The organism is Pseudomonas sp. GL-RE-29 (assembly GCF_019947275.1).
Classification (GTDB): Bacteria; Pseudomonadota; Gammaproteobacteria; order Pseudomonadales; family Pseudomonadaceae; genus Aquipseudomonas; species Aquipseudomonas fluorescens_A.
In genome coordinates, this window is record NZ_JAGYGD010000010.1 from 132152 (window position 1) to 154338 (window position 22187).

Annotated in this window: 13 protein-coding genes and 1 pseudogene; 6 read left to right on the forward strand and 8 right to left on the reverse strand. The window is 59.6% G+C overall.

All coding sequences use genetic code 11. The annotated features are described in order from the left end of the window. The first annotated feature begins 65 nt into the window (after positions 1–65). On the forward strand, positions 66–5282 hold the full coding sequence (locus KGB21_RS11130) for a dermonecrotic toxin domain-containing protein (RefSeq protein WP_223505133.1): 5217 nt from the start codon (positions 66–68) through the stop codon (positions 5280–5282). Between the two features lie 106 nt (positions 5283–5388). On the opposite strand, the gene metE is transcribed toward KGB21_RS11130, so the two are convergent. Beyond that, positions 5389–7698, reverse strand: coding sequence for a 5-methyltetrahydropteroyltriglutamate--homocysteine S-methyltransferase (gene metE / locus KGB21_RS11135; protein WP_223505134.1), 2310 nt, complete (start codon positions 7696–7698; stop codon positions 5389–5391). A gap of 108 nt (positions 7699–7806) precedes the next feature. Between metE and metR the strand changes: the two genes are divergently transcribed. Beyond that, entirely contained in the window at positions 7807–8724 is a 918-nt protein-coding gene (gene metR, locus KGB21_RS11140) for a transcriptional regulator MetR (protein WP_223505135.1), read from the forward strand. Between the two features lie 159 nt (positions 8725–8883). Here metR and KGB21_RS11145 read toward each other — a convergent pair whose 3' ends face one another. The 3 genes from KGB21_RS11145 to KGB21_RS11155 are packed head-to-tail and all read right to left on the reverse strand — an operon-like array spanning position 8884 to position 10476. After that, positions 8884–9399, reverse strand: coding sequence for a GNAT family N-acetyltransferase (locus tag KGB21_RS11145; RefSeq protein WP_223505153.1), 516 nt, complete (start codon positions 9397–9399; stop codon positions 8884–8886). Positions 9400–9401: 2 nt separating this feature from the next. After that, complete coding sequence (locus KGB21_RS11150) at positions 9402–10040, reverse strand: LysE family translocator (protein ID WP_034150775.1); 639 nt, start codon at positions 10038–10040, stop codon at positions 9402–9404. 22 nt (positions 10041–10062) lie between these two features. Beyond that, on the reverse strand, positions 10063–10476 hold the full coding sequence (locus tag KGB21_RS11155) for an NUDIX hydrolase (protein WP_223505136.1): 414 nt from the start codon (positions 10474–10476) through the stop codon (positions 10063–10065). A 96-nt stretch (positions 10477–10572) separates the two neighbouring features. On the opposite strand from KGB21_RS11155, the pseudogene KGB21_RS11160 reads away from it, so the two are divergent. Then, positions 10573–10698 (forward strand): annotated as a pseudogene (locus KGB21_RS11160) (helix-turn-helix transcriptional regulator); the annotation flags it as partial. Positions 10699–10862: 164 nt separating this feature from the next. Continuing rightward, complete coding sequence (locus tag KGB21_RS11165; RefSeq protein WP_223505137.1) at positions 10863–12482, forward strand: FMN-binding glutamate synthase family protein; 1620 nt, start codon at positions 10863–10865, stop codon at positions 12480–12482. Between the two features lie 72 nt (positions 12483–12554). Here KGB21_RS11165 and KGB21_RS11170 read toward each other — a convergent pair whose 3' ends face one another. Genes KGB21_RS11170 through KGB21_RS11180 form a run of 3 tightly spaced genes read right to left on the reverse strand, consistent with a single transcriptional unit; the run spans position 12555 to position 15377 of the window. After that, positions 12555–14063, reverse strand: a complete 1509-nt coding sequence (locus KGB21_RS11170; RefSeq protein ID WP_223505138.1) for a glucosyltransferase domain-containing protein — start codon at positions 14061–14063, stop codon at positions 12555–12557. A 1-nt stretch (position 14064) separates the two neighbouring features. Beyond that, a complete protein-coding gene (locus tag KGB21_RS11175; RefSeq protein WP_223505139.1) occupies positions 14065–15006 on the reverse strand; it encodes a glycosyltransferase family 2 protein in 942 nt (313 codons plus the stop codon). Further along, on the reverse strand, positions 15003–15377 hold the full coding sequence (locus KGB21_RS11180) for a GtrA family protein (protein ID WP_034150781.1): 375 nt from the start codon (positions 15375–15377) through the stop codon (positions 15003–15005). The genes KGB21_RS11175 and KGB21_RS11180 overlap by 4 nt, the downstream gene beginning before the upstream one ends. A 252-nt stretch (positions 15378–15629) precedes the next feature. Here KGB21_RS11180 and KGB21_RS11185 point away from each other — a divergent pair, with 252 nt between their 5' ends. After that, on the forward strand, positions 15630–16754 hold the full coding sequence (locus KGB21_RS11185; RefSeq protein WP_223505140.1) for an OpgC family protein: 1125 nt from the start codon (positions 15630–15632) through the stop codon (positions 16752–16754). A gap of 161 nt (positions 16755–16915) precedes the next feature. On the opposite strand, the gene KGB21_RS11190 is transcribed toward KGB21_RS11185, so the two are convergent. Beyond that, entirely contained in the window at positions 16916–18337 is a 1422-nt protein-coding gene (locus KGB21_RS11190) for an amino acid permease (RefSeq protein ID WP_223505141.1), read from the reverse strand. A 582-nt stretch (positions 18338–18919) separates the two neighbouring features. Between KGB21_RS11190 and KGB21_RS11195 the strand changes: the two genes are divergently transcribed. After that, positions 18920–22039 carry a transglycosylase domain-containing protein gene (locus KGB21_RS11195; protein WP_034150784.1) on the forward strand — a complete coding sequence of 1040 codons (3120 nt, stop codon included), beginning with the start codon at positions 18920–18922 and terminating at the stop codon, positions 22037–22039. Positions 22040–22187 lie beyond the last annotated feature (148 nt).

A 22187-nucleotide genomic window follows, 5' to 3' on the forward strand; every position in this document is an offset into this window, starting at 1 on the left:
ACCAACCCCACTATCGACTGATCTCTAATGGCCCGACTCACTCACCCATTGGAGTCCTTCACTTCATGCTCGAAGCCCCCACCACACCGCCCGCCGACTTCGGCTTGAGCCACTCACTGGCGCAAAAACTGGACGAAAACCTCAACCTGAGTGCCTCGGCGCACTGGAATGATTGTCGCGATCAGTGGCTCGACCTTATGGCGCAGAACCCGCAATCGCCACTCGATGCAGACTGGTGGAGCGCTCGTGCGCGCGGTACGGATGTTTCCCGCAAGGCACAGGCCATCCGCCTGTATCGCCAACATTTCGAGGCGTCCAGCCAGTGGGCGTTTGCCCAGGGCGCCTTGAGTGTCGAGCAGATGAACGCGTTACAGGCACTCGTCAATCCGGCAACAACGCCCGAGGTTCAGGTGTATGTCGAACAACTCAAGCTCAAGGGCAACAACGGCCTCTATGTCGAACTATCCGGCGCGCTGGTCATCACCCTGAATACCGATCAACCGGTCACTCAATTGCTGTATCTGCCGTCTCGACCATCGCCGTGGATGACCTTTGAAAAACGTAATGATCTGGAACGCTGGCTGATCGAACAGCAGCCCCCACTGTTCGATCAGCCGCGACTTCAAGCAAACACCATTAGCGTCGACTACACCGTTCCACGCGATCCTGCGCTGCAGACAAGTGCCGAATCCCTGCGGTCCCGACTGTCCATTGCCCCTGCGGATCGGCATGCCAACGACGCTGTGTTTGCCGCGCCACCCGACCTGCCGATGGCAGATGCACATGACAGCCCCGCCCCGTTCGGCCAACTGACCCCTGATATCCCATTGGGCCTTCGGCTCAGCGCGTTGGCGCAACAACAAACAGCGCTGGAGAACCTGCTCGGCAAAGACTTCCAGGGCGATCACAACGATCCGCGCCTGCTACGGTTGCAACAACAACTTGATGCCCTCACGGCCGCCGAACAAGCCAGCAACAATGCCGCGACAGCGCTTCTGCAGACCGACCAAATGCTGGAGCTGCGTCGCCTGCCGAATCCGCATTACACCGCCCTTTACCAGGCTCGCCAGAACGGTTTGCTTGCCGAAGCCGAGCTGCAATTGAGCCTGAGCCAGATCAGCAGCGATGAACATCAATGGCTCAAAACCGCACTGGATGCACCTGATCAACCCCGGCCGGCCGATGTGGTCGTCGCCCGGCTGATGCTGTCGGCGACGGAGACCGAGGGCGACACTCTCCGGACTCAAACCCATGAACTGGACGGTGTATTGCTGTTTGCCCATCCCGACGCGTTGCTGGCGTCCTCGACCCGAAGTCTGTTGCTCTACTGGCCCGAACGTTTCGGCGGCCTGCAACGGTTCGCCTCGCGCCAGGCACTGGAACAAACGCTGTTCAAACTCCCGGCCAACGACACTACGCAAGCCTTGCACCTCTTGCCGCTGCGCGGTAACCCCTTCGAATACACCTTGCAAACCCAGCTCTATACCTGTGAACAACTGGCAACCCGGCTGCTCACCGCCAATCCCGTGCCTTCTCACACCCGCCAACGCGCGGTGGAACTGGAAAAGCTGCGCGAACTGACCCTCGCCCGCCTGACCGTCCCCATCGTCACAGCCCGGGAACTGGCTTACGCGCAGGTCGTCGAGCAAAACCACAGTGCCGCACTGGCAAGCCGACTGCCGTCGACGTTGAGCGCTCTGACCGAGGACAAACGCAATCGCCTCAAGTCGCTGTTCACGTCGTACATCAAAGCGATGAAACGATCCAATGAAATGCTGGAACGCGAACTGCCTCACCGTGACGCCTTCAGCCAAAAGGCCATCGACGCGCACCTGCGTCAGGAGTTCGGCCTCACGCAGAACGTTGAGGTCATGCTGGATGTTCCCGACTCCACGACATGGCGCAAAGTGGTTACCGAGGGCGCTGCGCCCGGCACACCCCAGCAAAATACGCTGATCGCCAGCGCGCAATGGAGCAAGCTTTCTCTCGCCGAACTGGCGCAAAGCAACATCAACCAGGCGATGTGGTGGCGATTGTCGTTGATGCAGGTTGAGGTCAGTGGCGGCGATGAAGCACAGAGCCAGAAGGTGAAAAACGGCATCAAGCAAGCCTGGCTGCGCAAAGTGATCACTGAACTGGATCTGGCCGGGAAGTATGAAACGCTGATCCGCGAGACGTTCCTCGGGCCGTCGGGCGAGTCCGCGTTCAAAAACGCCTACCGCCGGGAATGCCTGAGCGAACCGTGGCGCCTGATGCTCAAACTGCAAGGCGAGTTCGCCCTGTTGCAACGGGACATCAAGGCTGACGGCCAGCAAGTACTGGAGATCGCCATCGACGCCAATAGCCGCGACGCCTACGCGGCCAATGGCAAACGTATCGTGTTATTGCCGGCGAACCTGACGGTGGGTGGTGAGGACACGCAACATCAGGGACCGACCACCCTCGCCGGTGTCACGTTCATTGAAGAACAAATCAGCGGCTTGACCCTGCTCTACCTGCCCGACAGCCCTGACGGAACATTCCTGCGTCAGTACGACAACCTGGAAGAGGCGCGCATGGCGCTGTACAACCAGTGCCTGCACACCCGAACGGTCAACTACCTGGCTGACCGAGCCTTGAACGGGGATTTCTCCCGTCACGTCAGCCGGATCAATCAGGCGCTGTTGAAGAATTTCGACGCCCTCATTGGCGCGGGTACGGCCTGGCCGGCAACCACCTCCCTGGCGACCCACTTGCTCAATGTACATATGGGTCGATTGCTGGAAGCGCGTCGGGGGACATCACGCTCCAACGATGCGTTGTACCTGGAGGGTGTCGCGTTGAAATCCGGCGCGTTGTTCAACTACCTGAAGATGGCGCTGGGCATGGTGCCCTTCGTCGGTTCCGCCATTTCGCTGTATGACGCCTGGAACAGTGCCAACCTCGCGGTCGCGGGTTTTCTGCGTGGTGATGTCGGCCATGGCCTGGCCGAGATGGAAGCGGTGTTGTTGTCTTTCATTGATGCGGCGATGGACATTCTTCCCAGCGTTGCTGCCACGTCCGGCGGAGCGCGTTCTCTCACACGTTTGCGCCACTTGAAAGCCGCGACCAAAAGCCCGGGCGGTTTGCAAACTTCAACGCAACGGCAGGCCCGGCGGACCCTGGAACGCTTTAAGGGTTATGAGTATGAACAGGAGATTTCCCTTGCCGGCCTGCAACCGGGCACCGAAGGCATTTATCGCAATGTGTATCGACACGCCGACGGCGACTTCATGCTCAGCCAGGGTCGCATCTACCGTATCGAACTGGCCAACAATCCGCCGCAATGGCGTTTGAGCGCAACGAGCACGCGAACCTACAAACAACCTGTCGCCCTCGATGAAGCCGGCCACTGGAACACCCATTACGCCGTGTACGGCACCGTGACGGCAGGAGGTGGTGTCGGCGGCGGCGCGGTGCTCGGTCATATGGCCGACGGCCTCGACCCACTCTGGCCCGCCGCGATTCGCCGCTGGCTGCCGCGCTGGTGGACGGATCGCGCCTTGCGTCGGCAAATGACCCTGACCAACACCGCCGATGCCTACACCCGACGACTCGAAACCCAGACCAACAGCTCCAACGCGACCCTTGAACATTATTTCGGTCTCGAACCGAACCAGCGTCAGCCCCTTCGTGCCAATGCCGACATCGCTTGCGCCAACGACATCGATCTTGCACAGGCCCAATACCTGAACCTTGAGGAACTGATGCTGTTCAGTCATGGCCGAAAACGCGTGATGATCGAAGACATTCAAAGTCGCTGCGCCTGGATCATTGTCGATCGCACCGTGCGGCGGATCGGTTTGGCCAAGGAGCGTCTAGTGGAACATCTCGACCGTATCGATCATTTGGTTGCCCGTTCGGATGCCACGCCGTTCAGCGATACCGCCACACATGTGCAACTGATGGCGCAACGCAAGGAAATACGAAAAGACTTTCTCAAGGACTTTGATCTGCTTCACTCGCACGTCGCCGCAGCGAATCGATGGAATGGCAGAATCACCAATCGTGCGCAAAAATCGAAGATGGCCCCGGACCTGGCCACCGTTAATGAAAAGTTCAGCGACACCAATCATTACTACCTAAAAGCGGCGCATGAGCTGGAGATCATCACCCACTACACCGCCGTCACCGACCAGTCCTGGGTTTACTTTCACGTGCAGTTGAAACAGGCCCGCAACAAGCTCGGGCGTGCCTTGCTGACCCAGCATCATTTGCCTGAAGTACAGGCCACTTTTACCCAGCGCAACAAGGTGCTGCAAGACTGTCTGGCGACGTATGCCGAGTTTCGCCGCAATCTTGGCGCCTGGTCGTTGGGCTATCCGCAGCATCTGGATCTGGAGCAAGTCGCTGCGTTTCTCGACAACCTGGAAAAAGTGGAAGAGTTCGCTCGCCATGCCATCAAGACACGCCCCTCCACCACGCCGAACGCGGGACGTTCAAGGAAGCAACTGTTCGAGACCGAAGACAACCAACTGCTCATCGGTGTCGCCAGTAACGATGCCGTGACCCGGCAAAAACGCTTCACCATCGAGGGTGTCGATGGTCATACGGAAACCTGGCTACCCCGTTCCTCAAGCGGCAAATATCACCTCAGTGAACCCGTGGCTGCCGCACAAACACCGCTTCCAACCGATGTCACGCCGATGCTGGTGGAGGCCAGGAAACGACTCGGTACCGTCGACGCCTACCAAAGCAAAGTTGAAGGTCACACCCGACGAGACATGCTGCCGGTCGACCTTGAGCACATGATGAGTAGCGAGGCAGCGGAACTGAACATGCGTGCCCAGGCCATCGAACGGCTGTCGCCCACGGAGCCGGTCGCTGTGCAATTGCGCAATCGCGCGGCTGAACTGTTGCGCGCCGGCCGTACGCTGAGGATTGACCAGACCCTGAACAGCAAAACCCCTTCCGAAGGTTATCTGGATTATCTGCTTGAGCAGAATGTCGTGGACATCCGCAAGGAAGGCGGCCTACGGGACTTGGGTAAACGCCCGGATGGACGCAGGGATTTTCTGCAAGAGTACGAAGTGCGCGATCTGACCCAAGAGCATGCGCGAACCTTGTGGTACGCACACTTCCACTACACCTCGGCCAAGCCTGCATTCAACGACTTCGTCAAAGGTCATCTGAAACTGCCGGAGCAACGCAACCTGGGGCTGCAATGGCAACAGGCTCAGGCTGCCAGTGGTGCCCATGTACAACCGATATGGCGCGGCGACATCGGCAAACCGCTGGGGGTCAAACACTTCTCCGAGCTCTGAAAAATACAAAACCCTGTAGGAGCCGGCTTGCTGGCGATGGCGGTGTGTCAGGCAACAAACGTTTCGCCTGTACCCGCGCGATCGCCAGCAAGCCGGCTCCTACACCTCAGGCCAGTTGACTGCGCAACTGACGGGCCGCCGCGACCATGTTCACCAGCGCCGCTTCGGTCTCCGGCCAGGCACGGGTTTTCAGGCCGCAATCGGGGTTGACCCACAAGCGTTCGGCGGGAATGCGCTTCGCCGCTTTGCTCATTAACTTGACCATTTCGGCAGTGTCCGGCACCCGTGGCGAGTGGATGTCGTAGACGCCCGGGCCGATGTCGTTCGGGTAATCGAACGCTTCGAAAGCCTCCAGCAGTTCCATGTCCGAACGCGAAGTTTCAATAGTGATCACATCGGCATCCATCGCTGCGATGGCTTCGATCACGTCGTTGAATTCGCTGTAGCACATGTGGGTGTGGATCTGGGTTTCGTCCCGCACACCGCTGGCACTCAGGCGGAAGGCTTGCACCGCCCAATCCAGATATTCCTGCCATTGCGCCCGGCGTAGCGGCAGGCCTTCGCGGAAGGCGGCTTCGTCGATTTGCACAATCTTGATCCCGGCGGCTTCCAGATCCACCACTTCGTCACGCAGGGCCAGGGCCAGTTGTTGCGCCTGGACTTTGCGCGACACGTCTTCGCGCGGGAACGACCACATCAGCATGGTCACGGGACCGGTGAGCATGCCTTTCATGACCTTGTCGGTCTGGCTCTGTGCATAGCTGATCCAATCGACAGTCATGGCGTTCGGACGGCTCAGGTCGCCGTAAATGATCGCCGGTTTCACGCAGCGCGAACCGTAGCTCTGCACCCAGCCGAAACGGGTAAAAGCATAACCATCAAGCTGCTCGGCGAAGTACTCGACCATGTCGTTGCGCTCGGCTTCACCGTGCACCAGCACGTCCAGCCCGAGGCGTTCCTGAATCTGTACGGCGTGGCGGATTTCGTGGTGCATGGCGTCGGTGTAGTCGTTGGCCGACAGCTTGCCTTGCTTGTAGGCCTGGCGCGCCAGACGGATCGATCCGGTCTGCGGGAACGAGCCGATGGTGGTGGTCGGGAACGCCGGTAGTTTCAGGCGTGCGCGCTGTTGCTCGATGCGTTTGGCAAAGGGCGATTGGCGTTGGCTGTCCGTCGGCCCAATCGCATTGATTCGGGCTTGCACGTCGGTTTTGTGAATGCGCGGCGACTCGGCGCGACTGATCTGAATCGCGCGGCTTTCGGCCAGGGCCGCTTGCACCTTGGGCGCTTGCGGATCGTTCAGGGCATCGCGCAGTACGGCGATCTCACCACACTTTTGCACGGCGAACGCCAGCCAGCTTTTCAGTTCCGGGTCGAGTTTGTCTTCGCGCTCCAGATCCACCGGGCTGTGCAGCAGCGAACAGGAACTGCTGACCCACAAGTTGTCGCCAAAGCGTTCCTGGGCCAGTTGCAGTTGCGCGAGCACCGGCTCCAGTTCGCAGCGCCAGACGTTGCGGCCGTTGACCAGACCCACCGAAAGAATCTTGTAGGTCGGCAAGCGATCGAGCACGTGCAGCAATTGGTCGGGCGCCCGTACCGCGTCGATGTGCAGGCCTTGTACCGGCAGGCCGACTGCGAGGCCGAGGTTGTCTTGCAGACCGCTGAAGTAGGTCGCCACGAGTTTTTTCAGCGGCGAGTATTGGAGGATGTGATAAGCGCGTTCGAATGCGCTTTTCCATTCTTGCGGGAGGTCGAGGGTCAGGATCGGTTCGTCGATTTGCACCCACTCCACGCCTTGAGCCGCGAGGCGACCGAGGATTTCGTTGTAGACCGGCAGCAGGCGTTCGAGCAGGTCGAGCTTGTCGAAGTCGTTGCCTTTAGCCTTGCCCAGCCACAGGTAAGTCAGCGGGCCGATGATCACCGGCTTGACGTTGTGACCGAGGGCGAGGGCTTCGTCGACTTCATCGAACAGCTGTTCCCAGCTCAGCTTGAACTGTTGATCCGCGCTGAATTCCGGGACCAGGTAGTGGTAGTTGGTGTCGAACCACTTGGTCAGCTCTTGAGCGTATTGCGCCTGACCATGCTCGCCGCAGCAGCTCGCGGTGGCGCCACGGGCCATGGCAAAAAGCGTGTCGAGGGTCGGCAGGCCGTTGGCATCCCTGGCGCTGTCGAAACGCTCGGGGATCACGCCGAAGGTCAGGGAATGGGTCAGCACCTGGTCGTACCAGGCAAAGTCGCCGACCGGCAACAAGTCGATACCGGCGTCTTTCTGCAATTGCCAGTGGGTGGCGCGCAATTGGCGGCCGACACTGTTCAACGCGGCCTGATCGATGTCGCCCTTCCAGTAGGCTTCGAGGGCTTTTTTCAGTTCGCGGTCGGCGCCGATGCGCGGGAAACCAAGGGTGTGGGCCACGGCCATGTCGAATGTGCTCCTGTAAAAGATGGCGCTATTGTCGACAGCCAAGGCAACATGAGACAAACTCAACCTTTTCGTGTTGATCACAAGTTTTCCTCATGGAGCCCCACGGTGCTTGAAATCCGTCACTTGAAGACACTGCACGCCTTGCGCGAAGCCGATAGCTTGGTGGACGCGGCCGATCGCCTGCACTTGACCCAATCGGCGCTATCTCACCAGTTCAAGGAACTGGAAGAGCGCATGGGCATGCCATTGTTCGTGCGCAAGACCAAACCGGTGCGTTTCACCAGCGCCGGTCTGCGCTTGCTGCAACTGGCCGACGCCACCCTGCCGCTGCTGCGCGCCGCCGAACGCGACATCGCGCGGCTGGCCGGCGGCACCGCCGGGCGTTTGCACATGGCGATCGAGTGCCACAGTTGCTTCCAGTGGCTGATGCCGACCATCGACCAGTTCCGTGATGCCTGGCCGGAAGTCGAACTGGACCTGGCGTCGGGTTTCTCTTTTGCGCCGCTGCCGGCATTGGCGCGTGGCGATCTGGATCTGGTGGTGACTTCTGATCCGGTGGAACTGGTCGGCATCACCTATGTGCCGCTATTTACCTACGAAGCGATGCTTGCCGTGGCCAACCAGCACAAACTGGCGAGCAAGGCCTACATCGTCCCGGAAGATCTGCTCACGGAAACCTTGATCACTTACCCGGTGGAACGTGACCGGCTGGACATCTTCACTCGTTTCCTCGAACCCGCCGACATCGAACCGGCCCAGGTCCGCACCTCGGAACTGACGGTGATGATGATGCAACTGGTGGCCAGCGGACGCGGCGTGTGTGGCATGCCCCATTGGGCGCTGCATGAGTACAGCTCACGGGGTTATGTGAAGGCCAAGCGACTGGGCGAGAAAGGTTTGTTTGCGACGCTGTATGCGGCGATTCGGGCAGACATGCTGGATGCGCCGTATATGCGCGACTTCTTGCTGACGGCGAAAGACACGTCGTTTTCGACCCTGGATGGGGTCAGCGCCGTTCGCTGATTTCCCAAACGCGACAGCATGTGGCGAGGGAGCTTGCTCCCGCTCGGCTGCGCAGCAGTCGTAAAATCTGCGCATGCGGTGTATCCGAAGAAAAATGGTTGCCGGATTTGGGGCTGCTGCGCAGCCCAGCGGGAGCAAGCTCCCTCGCCACAAAGAGCCTTATGCCTGAAGATTTGCGGTGATTTCGCGGCACATGTGGATCTTGTCGAAGTATTCCTCGCCCACTCGTACTGCCATCGGTTCCAGTCCGAACTGGATGAAGCCGCAACGCCGGTACAGGTTGAACGCCGCATCATTGCCGGCTGTGACCGTCAGCTTGATCAGTCGTAACCCTTGATGCGCCTGCGCCTCGGCCAAAACCGCCTGCACCAGCTGATAACCCAGCCCGCGCTGCCGGACGTTGGCGGACACGTACATGCCAAACAGCGTCGCCTTGTGCCGTGCCTTTTCCCGAGGTTCGAAGGCCAGGCCAACGATGCCGGCCAACCTGCCCTCTTCGAACGCGCCAAACACCGCATCCAGCTTGCTGGTCAGGCGCGACTCCCACCAACTCAGCGGCATGGCCGCCCGTTCGCGCACGCTGGAGGTGAACGCCTGCGGGTGACGGTCATAGGCTTCCAGCATTAATTCCCGGTAAGCCAGGGCGTGACTGGCATCCAGCCGCTCGATCCACATGCTCACGCGGTCCTGCGTTGCTCAAGCATCAAGCGCAGCGCCAGGCCACCCAACACGAACCCCATGAAATAGCGCTGCAGCGCCAGCCAGGTCGGGTTGTTGACGAACCACGAGGCGATGCCCGCAGCAAACAGGGCGATCAGCAGATTGACGCAGAAACTGACGCTGATCTGGGTCAGGCCCAACACAATACTTTGGGTGAACACCGAACCGTGCTCGGGGCTGATGAATTGCGGAAACACCGATAGATAAAACACGGCGATTTTCGGGTTCAGGGCGCTGGTCAGAAACCCCATGGTGATCAGTTTGCGTGACGAATCCGGCGGCAACTGCTGGGCTTCGAACGGCGAACGCGCCCCGGGTTTCACCGCCTGCCAGGCCAGCCACAAAAGATACAGCGCACCGGCCCACTTCAACACTTCATAGGCCATCGGCACCGCAAGGAACACCGCGGTCAAACCGGCCGCCGCGGCGAACAGGTGGACGAAAAAACCCGCGACCACACCGAGCAACGACGTCACGCCAGCCTTGCGCCCCTGGCAAATCGAACGGGAGATCAGGTAGATCATGTTCGGCCCCGGCGTCAGGACCATCAGCAACGCGGCAGCGGCGAAAATCAGCAAGTCTTGAAGCGGGATCATGGCGGGTCCTTTGCGTGAATGATCAGGCGGTCGCGGTCAGCGAAGCTCGATAAAACGGCAGGATCAGGTCGCGTGTCAATGGCGCCAGCGTGACATCGCCGTCGGTGGCCGGGTCGATCCAGAGCACTTCTTCGATCTCGGCTGCCGGGGTGACGTCTGCATCAATGGTCAGCAGAAAGATTTCGGCCTGTACGACAAAACCCGGTTCGTTGGCGGCGGGGGCCGAGAACTGGCCAAGGAAGGTGGCGTGCGCCGGGTCGATAACCAGTCCCAACTCTTCTTCCAGTTCTCGGGCCAGGGCATGCACCGGTTGCTCATGGGCTTCGATCTTGCCGCCCGGTTGCATGAAGGCCGTGGTGCCGCGCTTGCGCACCAGCAGGGTTCGGCCGTCGGGACCGATCAGCAGGGCGGCGGCGATGTGGATAAGTGACGACATAAACAAAAGGCCTTGGACTCAAAGGCTGCAAGGATCACATGTCTTTCGCGGATGATCAAAACCGCGGTGTGCAGGAGCAGCCTCGCAGGTTATCGAGCCACCGGACATTTCATTCTCACCGTGTACTATCAACGATACTTTCGTGTGAATGTCGTGGCCGACAAAATCCAGTTTAATTGTCAGCTCGAAGGCGACCGCACATTGTGCCTGTGGCGAGGGAGCTTGCTCCCGCTGGACCGCGAAGCGGTCCCACAACAAGCACCGCGTTCAGTCAGGCAAAATCCGCCCGCAGGTTTCGCGGCTGCTTCGCAACCGAGCGGGAGCAAGCTCCCTCGCCACAAAAGCTATCTGCACCGAACCATTGAGTCCGAACCCAAGGAAACCGTATGAGCCTGTCCCTCCTGAGCCGCTACGCCTTCTTTGCCGTCTGCGTAATTTTCACCCTCGCCAGCCTGCCCTTCCTCGAACACGACTGGCTCTGGCCGATCACCGCCGTCACCGGCGTTCTGAGCCTGATCGGCATTTTCGATCTGCTGCAAAGCCCCCACGCGGTGCGGCGCAACTACCCGATCCTGGGCAACATCCGCTATCTGGTCGAGGCCATCCGCCCGGAAATCCGCCAGTACCTGCTCGAATCCGACAGCGACGCCCTGCCCTTCTCCCGCGCCCAGCGTTCGCTGGTCTACTCCCGGGCCAAGAACGAAAGCGCCGACAAACCGTTCGGCACGCTCATCGACGTGTATCAGTCGGGCTTCGAATTTATCGGTCATTCCATGCGCCCGGCGCCATTGAGCGACCCTAGCGGTTTCCGCGTGACGGTCGGCGGCCCGCAATGCGCTCAGCCCTATTCAGCCTCGGTGTTCAACATCTCGGCCATGAGCTTCGGCTCGCTCAGCGCCAACGCCATTCGCGCATTGAACCAGGGCGCCAAACTTGGCAACTTCGCCCATGACACCGGCGAAGGCAGCATCAGCGCCTATCACCGCGAACACGGTGGCGACCTGACCTGGGAACTGGGCAGCGGCTATTTTGGTTGCCGCACCAGCGACGGCCGTTTCGACCCGGAACGCTTCGCCGCGCAAGCCCGGACGCCGCAAGTGCGGATGATCGAAATCAAGATGTCGCAAGGCGCCAAACCCGGTCATGGCGGTATTCTGCCCAAGCACAAAGTGACTCAGGAAATCGCCGACACCCGCGGCATTTTGATGGGCGAAGACTGCATCTCGCCGTCACGCCACAGCGCGTTTTCCACGCCGATTGAACTGATGCATTTCATCCAGCAGCTGCGTGAGCTGTCCGGCGGCAAACCGGTGGGTTTCAAGTTCTGCCTCGGTCATCCGTGGGAATTCATGGGCATCGCCAAAGCCATGCTGGAAACCGGCATCCTCCCTGACTTCATCGTGGTCGACGGCAAGGAAGGCGGCACCGGCGCGGCACCCGTGGAGTTCACCGATCACATCGGCGTGCCGATGCGCGAAGGTCTGCTGTTTGTGCACAACACGCTGATTGGGCTGAACCTGCGAGACAAGATCAAACTCGGCGCCAGCGGCAAGATTGTCAGTGCCTTCGACATCGCCAGTGTCCTGGCTATCGGCGCCGACTGGGCCAACTCGGCGCGCGGCTTCATGTTCGCCATCGGCTGCATCCAGTCGCAAAGCTGCCACACCAACAAATGCCCGACCGGCGTCGCCACCCAGGACACCCTGCGCCAGCGCGCGCTGGTGGTGCCGGACAAGGCTCAGCGCGTCTACAACTTCCACCGCAACACCCTGAAAGGCCTGGCGGAGATGCTCGCCGCCGCCGGCCTCGAACATCCGTCGCAGTTGTCGGCCAAGCATTTGGTGCGACGGATGTCGGCGACCGAAATCAAGCTGTTCTCGCAGCTGCATGTGTTCCTGAAACCGGGTGAGTTGCTGACCGGTGAAGTGAATGGCGAGTTCTACTCACGGATGTGGCAGATGGCGCGGGCCGACAGTTTTGAGCCCAACGAAATCGCGGCGGCCTGATCAAAGATCAAGAGATCGCAGCCTGCGGCAGCTCCTACATGGATCGCATCGCAGGCTGCGATCTTTTGATCTTCACCAACGCAGTGCTTTGATCGGGGCGGGTTCCTTGATGACGATAAAACCGTAATCGCCAATCAGATAAATCCGGTAGAACTGGTTCTCCACCAACGCCGGATATTGCTGATAACCCACCCGCGTCGCATTGCGCCGCTCCTTCTCCGCGACGACATTGGTGATGCCCACCTTGGGCAGGTTTTCGGCCAGCATGTAGAAGTCGATGTTCAACAGATAGTGCAACACCGGCATCTGCTTGAACGACCCCGCCGCCCCCACCAGCCAGTGATCGGAATAGGTCACCGACAGGTAAATGCGCTTGGCCTCGCGCAGTGCTTGATGGCTGGTAATGTCGCGTTCAAGGCTGAACAACGCGCTGGTCGCGAAGGTTTTCTGCACCGTCAGCACGCGCCCGTAAGCAAACGACAGCGACAGCATCGCCAGCAGCGGTACCAGCAACAGCAGCGGCAGTCGTTCATGCAGCGGTGCCAGTGCCAGATAGCTCAAATAGAACAGCAGCACCAGCAGCACCGCAAATCCCATCAAGGTTCTGGCGCCTTCGTTGAAGTCGCGGAAAAACAACGCGACACCAGACACCAACAGCATCACCACCGGCACTGTCAGCAGGCACATCAGGCCGATCAACCATTGCTTCGCCCGACCATCCTTGTGCTTAACGACGTTTAAACCCAAGCGAACAGCACCCACAATGGCGCATAGCAACAACCCGGCAAACACCCAAGCGAATCCGCCGTGAAACAACAGCACGATTTTCTCCAGCACTCGCGCAAGGTTGATGTCGATTTGCAGCCAAGGCTGCGCCGACCAATCCAGCAACAGCGTGCGGCCCTCGCCCATGAACGGATAGGCCGTGACGCAGTAAATCAACCAGCCCAGCACGATCTGCGCGATTCTCCTTCCGATCAAAACGCCCCACTGCGGCCAGGGCGCTTTGTCATTGGCGGCCCTGAGCAAGTCCAGACAACACAGGCCCAGAAACACATTGATGCTGACCTGATAAAGCCCCAGCGCCAGCGCTATCAGGAACGCCGGCACCAGCCATTGCACGCTGCGCGAAGGGTGACGAAAGGTGATCGCATAGATCACCGCCACCACACTCAGGGTTATGACGGGACCGTCGTATTGATACGACAGGTTTTGCAGGAAGAACGGGTTGTACCAGAGCGGCAACAGCACCAGGCAACAAGCGATGGTGGGCTCACGGAAGTAATGAAAGGTCAGGCTGGCCAGTGCCCAGGACATCGCTAAAGTGGCGATCAACAACGGCAATGGAAAGATGTCCGGCGCGGCATTACTGAAGGTCAGTGCGTTGTAGAACAGCTCGGCGAACAACCGCCCTTCCTTGGCCCAAGCCATGCCGGCCGACAGCGAGCGCCAGTTGTCATCGATGTAGGGATAGTCCGCGAGGATCAGCGGCAGGACATACACCAGGGTCGCCGGCAGGAAAAACAACCAGACCTGACGGCGCCCGAGCTCCTTGATGAAGAAATCGCTGAACCGCCCCATGCTAAAGCTCGTGCCGGGCTTTGCCGCCGACGATGTCTTTGACCACATAGCGCGGGCGGTGCTTGGCTTCAATATAGATACGCCCGATGTACTCGCCGAGGATGCCGATGCCGATCAGTTGCACGCCGCCGAGAAACAGAATGGCGGTCATCAACGACGGATAACCGGGCACGCTGTTACCAAAGAAGACTTTGTCCAGCACCATGTACACCGCATACAACACGGCGAAGATCGACACACACCCGCCGACGTACGTCCATAAACGCAGGGGCACCGTGCTGAACGAAGTCACACCTTCGAGCGCCAGGTTCCACAGTTTCCAGCCGTTGAACTTGCTGCTCCCCGCGACCCGCCTGGCCCGTTCGTACTCCACCACCACGCTGTTGAAACCGGCCCACGACAGCACGCCTTTCATGAACAACTGATGCTCGGGCAACGCGCGAATCACATCCACCACCTTGCGATCCATCAGGCGAAAATCCCCGACGTTTTCCTCGATCCGTGTATAGGAAATTCGATTCAACAGGTGATAAAACAGCGCCGCACTGTGGCGTTTCAAATAACCGTCGGCACTACGGTTGCGGCGCTTGGCCAACACCACGTCGGCGCCTTTTTGCCATTGTTCGATCAACAGGGGGATGACGTTGATCGGGTCTTGCAGGTCGACATCCATCGGAATCACAGCGTCGCCAGTGGCGTATTCCAGGCCGGCGAACAGCGCGGGTTCCTTGCCGAAGTTGCGCGAAAAATTGATCAGCGTGACCAGCTCGTCTGCCTGCGCCAGCGCAGTGACTTGATCGGCCGTGCGGTCGGTGCTGCCGTCGTTGATGAAGACGATTTCGAATTCGACGCCATCGAGCGTCAACTCACGTCGCACAGCCCGATAAAACAGCTCGACCGCCTGTTCTTCGTTGAACACCGGAACGATCAGCGAGACTTTCATGCGTCACGCTCGCGAAACACCACGTATTTGGAAAACAGAAAGCCGAGCACCAGGCTCAACGCCGAAAACAGCGCAACGGTCAGCAAACCATGCAGGCGCCATACGTCGCCCAGATAGCCGACGCCATAACTCAGCGCCCCCATCGCCGCCATGAACAGCAAATACCCGCCGACCGACAACTTACCGTCAAACGTGTACAGCGCATTCATATAGAAGGAAAACGAGGCTGCGACGCAGAAGGCTGCCAGGTTGCTGACAGCCTGACGCCAACCCGCCGCCACACTCAGCAGGAAAAAAATCTGCCAGTGAATAAGGGTGTTGGCGACCCCGATCACCGTGTAACTGGACAACCCTTTCCACAACCGCCTCATGCTGAAGCTCCCGGGTTACAACGCGGCTTTTCCCATATGTATTTGAGCTTGTCTACTGTCAGAAATCGCAGAATCACCGGCCTTTCAGACCAGCGGTTGAGCGCGAGGACAATGCAAGGAGACATTCCGTAATATCCCGACTTTGCAATTGCCGGCGAATCGGGCCACCCTGCGCGCCGCCGATGAGCGGCGCGCCACTTTTTGCGCTGTCGACGACTCCTTTGTTCAACAACCGTTTACGAGCCTGCCGTCATGACGTTAGCGCGCGATCACCGGATCGACTTTTTTCGTGGCCTGGCACTGATCTTCATTTTCTGGGATCACGTGCCCCACAACCCGCTGGGTCAAATCACCCTGCGTAACTTCGGCTTCAGCGATGCGGCCGAAATCTTCGTGTTCCTGGCCGGATATGCCGCCGTGTTGGCCTACGGCAAAATCCTTGCGCGAGAAGGCTTTCTGATTGCCTGCGTGAAAATCCTCCGGCGCGCCTGGGTGCTGTACGTGGTGCATATCTTCCTGCTGGCGATGCTGATGGGCATTGTGTTCTTCGCCAACAGCCACGTGGAAACCCGCGATCTGGTGGAAGAAATGGGCATGCACCATTTCATCAGCGACCCACAGCAGGCCTTGATCGATGAGCTGCTGCTGCGCTTCAAGCCAAACCTGATGGACCCGCTGCCGCTGTATATCGTGCTGCTGGCGGGCTTGCCGCTGGTGTTGCCGATGCTGGTGCGCAAGGCCTGGGCGGTGGTGGCGGTGTCCTTTGCGCTGTACCTGACCGTGCCGTTGTTTGGCTGGAACCTGGCCGCGATCAAGGACGGCGTGTGGTACTTCAACCCCGTGGCCTGGCAGCTGCTATTTATACTCGGTGGTGCGGCGGCGATTCACAGTCAGCGGCCGCGATTGCCGGAAACCCGTCCACTGATGCGCCAGCCATTGTTTGTCGGTGCGGCGCTGTATGTGGTGATGGCCGGGGTGATTACCGTCGCGTGGCGTTGGCCGCACATTCACGACGCACTGATGCCGGCCAGCCTGAGCGAATGGCTGTACCCGATCAGCAAAACCGACCTTTCGCCCGTGCGCCTGATTCACTTCCTGGCATTGGCCTACGTCACCGCGAAACTGCTGCCCGATACTGGCTGGACGCAAAACTGGCTGGCGCAGCAAAGCTGTCGCATGGGGCGTTTTTCCCTGGAGATCTTCTGCCTCGGCGTTTTGCTCGCGCCACTGGCGGACATGATCAATGCGCTGACCGACGATGCGTTCGCCATGCAGGTGTTTACGGCGTTGGTGGGGGCTGGGGTGATGGCATTGCTGGCAGTTTGGCTGGAGTTCAACAAGCGTTTGAATCGTTCGCCTCAAGTCGCGCCCGCCTGAGCGCTTTTGTGGCGAGGGAGCTTGCTCCCGCTGGGTCGCGAAGCGGCCCCAAAAACGGGACTGCTGCGCAGTCCAGCGCGAGCAAGCTCGCTCGCCACAAGGGTCACATGAAAAAGCCCCGGCCAAATGGACCGGGGCTTTCTCGTTTCAGGCGTTAAGACTTACGACGCCGAATGCACCGCACCCTGCGTCACATTGGTCGGTTGCAGCTTGAACACATAGAACAACACCGTCAGCAGCACCAGGAACGCCGGGCCGACATACAGCGCCACGCGGGTATCCGGGAAGTAGGCCATCAGGCCGACCACCAGCACCAGGAACGCCAGCGCCAGATACGAACTGACCGGGTACAGCCACATGCGGTATTTCAGGCCGGCACGTTCGCTGGCGCTCAGGCCTTTGCGGAACTTGAGCTGGGCCAGCAGGATCATCACCCAGGTCCAGATCGCGCCGAAGGTGGCAATCGCGGTCACCCAGACGAAGACTTTTTCCGGCACCAGGTAGTTGAGCAACACGCCCAGCAACAAGGCGCCCATCGACAACAGCAACGCGCGGCGCGGCACACCGTTGCTCGAGGTCTTGGCGAAACCGGCCGGCGCCTGACCATTCTGCGCCAGGCTGTAGAGCATGCGCCCGGTGCTGAAAATGCCGCCGTTGCAGGACGACAGCGCCGCTGTAATCACCACGAAGTTGATGATACCGGCGGCCGTCTTGATGCCCAGACGCTCGAACGTCATCACGAACGGGCTGCCCTGGGTGCCGATTTCGTTCCATGGGTAGATCGACAGGATCACGAACAACGCACCCACGTAGAACAACAGAATCCGCCAGAACACCGAGCCGATCGCATCAGGAATGGTCTTCTGCGGGTTCTTCGCTTCACCGGCGGTCAGGCCGATCATCTCGACACCGAGGTAGGCGAACATGACCATTTGCAGCGACATCAACACGCCTTGCATGCCGTTGGGCATGAAGCCGCCGTGGGTCCAGAGATTGGAAATGCCCAGGGCCACGCCGTCGTTGCCGAAACCGAAAGCGATGATGCCGACACCGCCGAGCACCATGGCGATGATGGTGACGATCTTGATCAGGGCGAACCAGAATTCGAATTCACCGAACGCCTTCACGGCGATCAGGTTGATGGTGCCCATGCTGACCAATGCCGACAGCGCCCAGATCCAGCGCGGCACATCGGGGAACCAGACGCCCATATACACCGCCACGGCGGTGATTTCGGCGACACAGGTCACCAGCCACAGGAACCAGTAGTTCCAGCCGGTCAGGAAGCCCGCCAGCGGGCCGAGGTAGTCTTGGGCATAACGGCTGAACGAGCCGGCCACCGGGTTGTGCACGGCCATTTCGCCGAGGGCGCGCATGATCACCAGGATCGCCAGACCGCCGATGATGTAGGACAGCATGATCGCCGGCCCCGCCATTTCAATGGCCTTGGCCGAACCGAGAAACAGACCGACGCCGATACAGGCACCGAGTGCCATCAAGCGTATATGCCGTTCGCCGAGTTCGCGTTTGAGCGGACCGCCCTGAGCGGTTTCGCCGTGGGGCAGATGATTGCCTACGGACATGGGGGTACAACCTCGTCTTGTTATTGGATATGACCACCGAGTGTCGAAGTGCCGACCGATAAGCCAGTGCTTCGCGAAACCGGGCCTGCTTCGTGGGCGGGACCGTCTTGCCGGGTAAAACCTGCAAGATCAGCGGGGCGTGCAGTATAAAAAGCTCGCGTCAGAGTTTTTCACTCTATAAATCACAAAAATCAGGCGTAAATCCCGGTAAAACCGCTACTCGCGGAGATGGATTGTCTGGGTTTTGTAGGATTTTTCGCTTTTGAAGCGGTGGCGAGTATTGCACGGTATTGGTGCGTCGTCATGCCCCGACGTAGGTCTTATTTTTGCTTGCGATGGCTCTAAATCGGTGGTTTCGGATGCCGTTTCGATGCGCGAACACATGTTCCCCTTTGCGCACGATTTACTGTAGGAGCTGCCGAAGGCTGCGATCTTTAAGCGGCCGTTACCGCAGAAATGGATATGTACACAAACCGATACCCCAAATCACCCTTTTGAATCCTCACAATTTTTTCACCAACGCCAACCACCGTCTAAGCTTCAGACAAGTCCGATCAATCTGCGTGAATGGATCAGTCGACTATGGGCGCTTTATGGCAAACCGATTCGAGTAAAACCGTGGTCCCGACTGAACGAGTGGATGAAGCGCCTACACCTGAAAAACCCCGTCGCACTCGCGTCAAGCACGGGTGGAAGGCGTTTTGGTTGCTGCTGGTGATCATTGCGATTGTCGTGGGGCTGGCGGCGTCCAAGGAAATGCGCACATCGAGGTTTCAAGCCCGCGAAGCCAGCAAGTTCGCCAAAACCCTGAGCTATGAACTGCACTCCGGTCCCAGCGACTCGATTCGCTATCCTGGCGCCGGCCCGTTCGACCTGCGTCTGGGCTACAGCTCGCTGGGTGACTTTCTGCCACGGCTGATCAAGCGCGATTACGTGATTTCTGAACAAACCCGCTTTTCTCCGGCGCTGATGAGCTACACCGACAAGGGCTTTTTCGTGCCCTACTCGGAGAAAATCCAGGCCGGGTTGTCGATCACCGATTGCCGCGCGGCGCCGTTGTACCAGTTCAAATATCCGCAACAGCTCTATGCCAGCTTCGAGGCGATTCCGCCGGTGGTGGTCAGCAGTTTGCTGTTCATCGAAAACCGCTTTTTGCTCGACCCTCGCCAACCCTTGGCCAACCCTGCCGTGGACTGGCCGCGGTTCGGCATGGCAGCCTATACGCAAGTCGCCAAACTGCTGCACCTGCCCGGCCAATCGGCGGGCGGCAGTACCCTGGCGACGCAACTTGAGAAGTACCGGCACTCGCCCGATGGCTTGACCGTGTCGGGCGGGGAAAAGATCCGCCAGATGATTTCCGCCAGCGTGCGGGCCTATCAGGACGGGCCGGAAACACTCAAGGCCCGGCAGAACGTGGTGCGCGATTACCTCAACAGCGTTCCGCTGTCGGCCGTGCCCGGCCACGGTGAAGTGCATGGCATGGCCGAAGGTTTGCGCGTGTGGTACGGCGCCGATTTCAATCAGGCCAACACGACGCTGGCGAGCGACGCCACGGATCCAAAAAGCCTTGCGGACAAAGGCCTGGCCCTGCGTGAGATGCTGTCGTTGATGATCGCTCAGCGCCGCCCTTCCCATTACCTGACCAAGGGCCGCGATGAATTGGCCGAACTCACCGACAGCCACATTCGCCTGTTGGCGCAGAATGGCGTGATCGATGCACCGTTCGCCGCCGCTGCGTTGGCCAGCAAGGTGACGTACCGCGACTGGGCCACTCAACCGACCATTCAACCGATCGAAACCAACAAGGGCATCAGCGTCGCGCGCAGCCGCTTGGGCGGTTTGCTCAATCGGCCGTTGTACGACCTCGACCGTCTCGATCTCTCGGCCACCAGCACCCTGCAAGGCGACCTGCAAACCCAGGCCACGGCGTACCTGAAAAAACTCGCCGACCCGGCCTATGCCGCAGAAATCGGCCTGCTCGGCGAACGCCTGTTGACCCCCACCAGCACCACCCAGGTGCGCTACAGCTTTACCTTGTTCGAGTTGACCCCGGATGGTTCGAGGGTGCGGGTGCAGACCGACAGCACCGACCAGCCGTTCGACATCAATGAAGGCAGCAAACTGGAACTGGGCTCCACCGCGAAGATGCGCGTGCTGACCACTTACCTGCAGATCATTGCCGAGATTCACGATAAATATGCCGCCCTGAGCATCCCGGAACTGAAGAAACTCGAGGTGCCGGAACAGGATCGCCTGAGCCGCTGGGTCGTCGATTACTTGATCGAGAACAAAGACCGCAGCCTGCCGCCCCTGCTCGGTGCTGCGCTGGACCGCAAATACTCGGCCAGCCCCGGTGAAGCGTTTTTCACCGGTGGCGGGTTGCACACGTTCCATAACTTCCGCAAGGAAGACAACGGTCGCAATCCCACCTTGCGCGACTCTCTGCGTGAGTCGATCAACTTGCCGTTCATCCGCCTGATGCGCGACCTGGTGCGCTACACCACCTATTCCGGCCCCAACAACAGCTCTGAACTGCTCAAGGACGACCGCGACCCAAGGCGTCAGGAATACCTGGCCTCGTTCGCCGATCGCGAAGGCACTTCGTTCCTGCTCAAGTTCTGGAAAAAGTACAAGAACAAGGACACCCAGGCGCGCCTTGAAACCTTCCTCGACAGCATGCGCCCGACGCCGATCCGCATGGCCGCCGTGCACCGTTACCTGCTGCCGCACGCCAGTCAGGAGAGCTTCAACACGTTCGTGCGCTCGCACCTGACCAACGAAAAACTCACCGAGAAACTCACGGACGAACGCCTGAAACGGCTCTACGAAAGTTACGGCCCCGGCGCATACGACCTGCCTGACCAAGGCTTCATCGCCAAGGTCCACCCGCTGGACCTGTGGATGATGGGTTACCTGCTCAAGCATCCGGACGCCACGTTCAAGGATATCGTCAAGGCCAGTCAGTTCGAGCGCCAGGAGGTTTACAGCTGGCTGTTCAAAAGTCGACACAAGGGCGCCCGTGATAGCCGTATTCGCACCATCCTGGAAATCGAAGCGTTCCTCGATATTCACCAGCGCTGGCAGAAAGTCGGCTATCCGTTCGACCATTTGGTGCCATCGCTGGCGACCGCCATTGGCAGCTCCGGCGACCGCCCGGCGGCATTGGCCGAATTGATCGGGACCATCCTCAACGATGGTGTGCGGATGCCGACCTTGCGCATCGACAGTTTGCATTTTGCGGCGAATACGCCTTATGAAACCAAGTTGAACAATGACCCGGATGCCGGTAAACGGGTGATGCCTTCCGAAGTGGCTACCGCCATGCGCGAAGCCCTGTCACAAGTGGTTGATGCCGGGACCGCCAAGCGCGTGGCCGGCAGCTTCAAACTGCCGGACGGCACCCCGCTGGCCATGGGCGGCAAGACCGGTACGGGCGACAACCGCATCGAAGCCGTCGGTTCCGGCGGACGGATTCTGAGCTCCAAGTCGCTCAACCGCACGGCGACGTTCGTGTTCTACATCGGCGATAACCATTTCGGCACCCTGACCGCTTTCGTGCCGGGTCGCTCGGCCGAGAATTTCACCTTCACCTCGGCGCTGCCGGTGCAGGTGCTCAAGGGCATGGCGCCGATTCTGACGCCGTACCTGCAACCGGGTACTCACACGATGTGCCAACCTACTTTGGCGGCTGCTGAACGTTAATGGAGAGTGGCGGTAACTATGTATTTTTCACCTTCGAATTTTGCGAGGTTCGAGGCGAAACACGCTGCCTTTCAAACACATTTTTGAGCTTTTTTTGGGCAAGGCGCGTCCCTAGTCTGGGTGCTCCACTCTTGATCAATGGACGATC

Excerpts from the sequence above, each read along its gene's own strand:
- KGB21_RS11165 (WP_223505137.1), top strand. The coding sequence starts at position 10,863 with ATGAGCCTGTCCCTCCTGAGCCGCTACGCCTTCTTTGCCGTCTGCGTA.
- KGB21_RS11170 (WP_223505138.1), bottom strand. The coding sequence starts at position 14,063 with ATGGGGCGGTTCAGCGATTTCTTCATCAAGGAGCTCGGGCGCCGTCAG.
- KGB21_RS11130 (WP_223505133.1), top strand. The coding sequence starts at position 66 with ATGCTCGAAGCCCCCACCACACCGCCCGCCGACTTCGGCTTGAGCCAC.
- KGB21_RS11175 (WP_223505139.1), bottom strand. The coding sequence starts at position 15,006 with ATGAAAGTCTCGCTGATCGTTCCGGTGTTCAACGAAGAACAGGCGGTC.
- KGB21_RS11195 (WP_034150784.1), top strand. The coding sequence starts at position 18,920 with ATGGGCGCTTTATGGCAAACCGATTCGAGTAAAACCGTGGTCCCGACT.
- KGB21_RS11145 (WP_223505153.1), bottom strand. The coding sequence starts at position 9,399 with ATGTGGATCGAGCGGCTGGATGCCAGTCACGCCCTGGCTTACCGGGAA.
- KGB21_RS11190 (WP_223505141.1), bottom strand. The coding sequence starts at position 18,337 with ATGTCCGTAGGCAATCATCTGCCCCACGGCGAAACCGCTCAGGGCGGT.
- KGB21_RS11185 (WP_223505140.1), top strand. The coding sequence starts at position 15,630 with ATGACGTTAGCGCGCGATCACCGGATCGACTTTTTTCGTGGCCTGGCA.
- KGB21_RS11150 (WP_034150775.1), bottom strand. The coding sequence starts at position 10,040 with ATGATCCCGCTTCAAGACTTGCTGATTTTCGCCGCTGCCGCGTTGCTG.
- metE (WP_223505134.1), bottom strand. The coding sequence starts at position 7,698 with ATGGCCGTGGCCCACACCCTTGGTTTCCCGCGCATCGGCGCCGACCGC.
- KGB21_RS11155 (WP_223505136.1), bottom strand. The coding sequence starts at position 10,476 with ATGTCGTCACTTATCCACATCGCCGCCGCCCTGCTGATCGGTCCCGAC.
- KGB21_RS11180 (WP_034150781.1), bottom strand. The coding sequence starts at position 15,377 with ATGAGGCGGTTGTGGAAAGGGTTGTCCAGTTACACGGTGATCGGGGTC.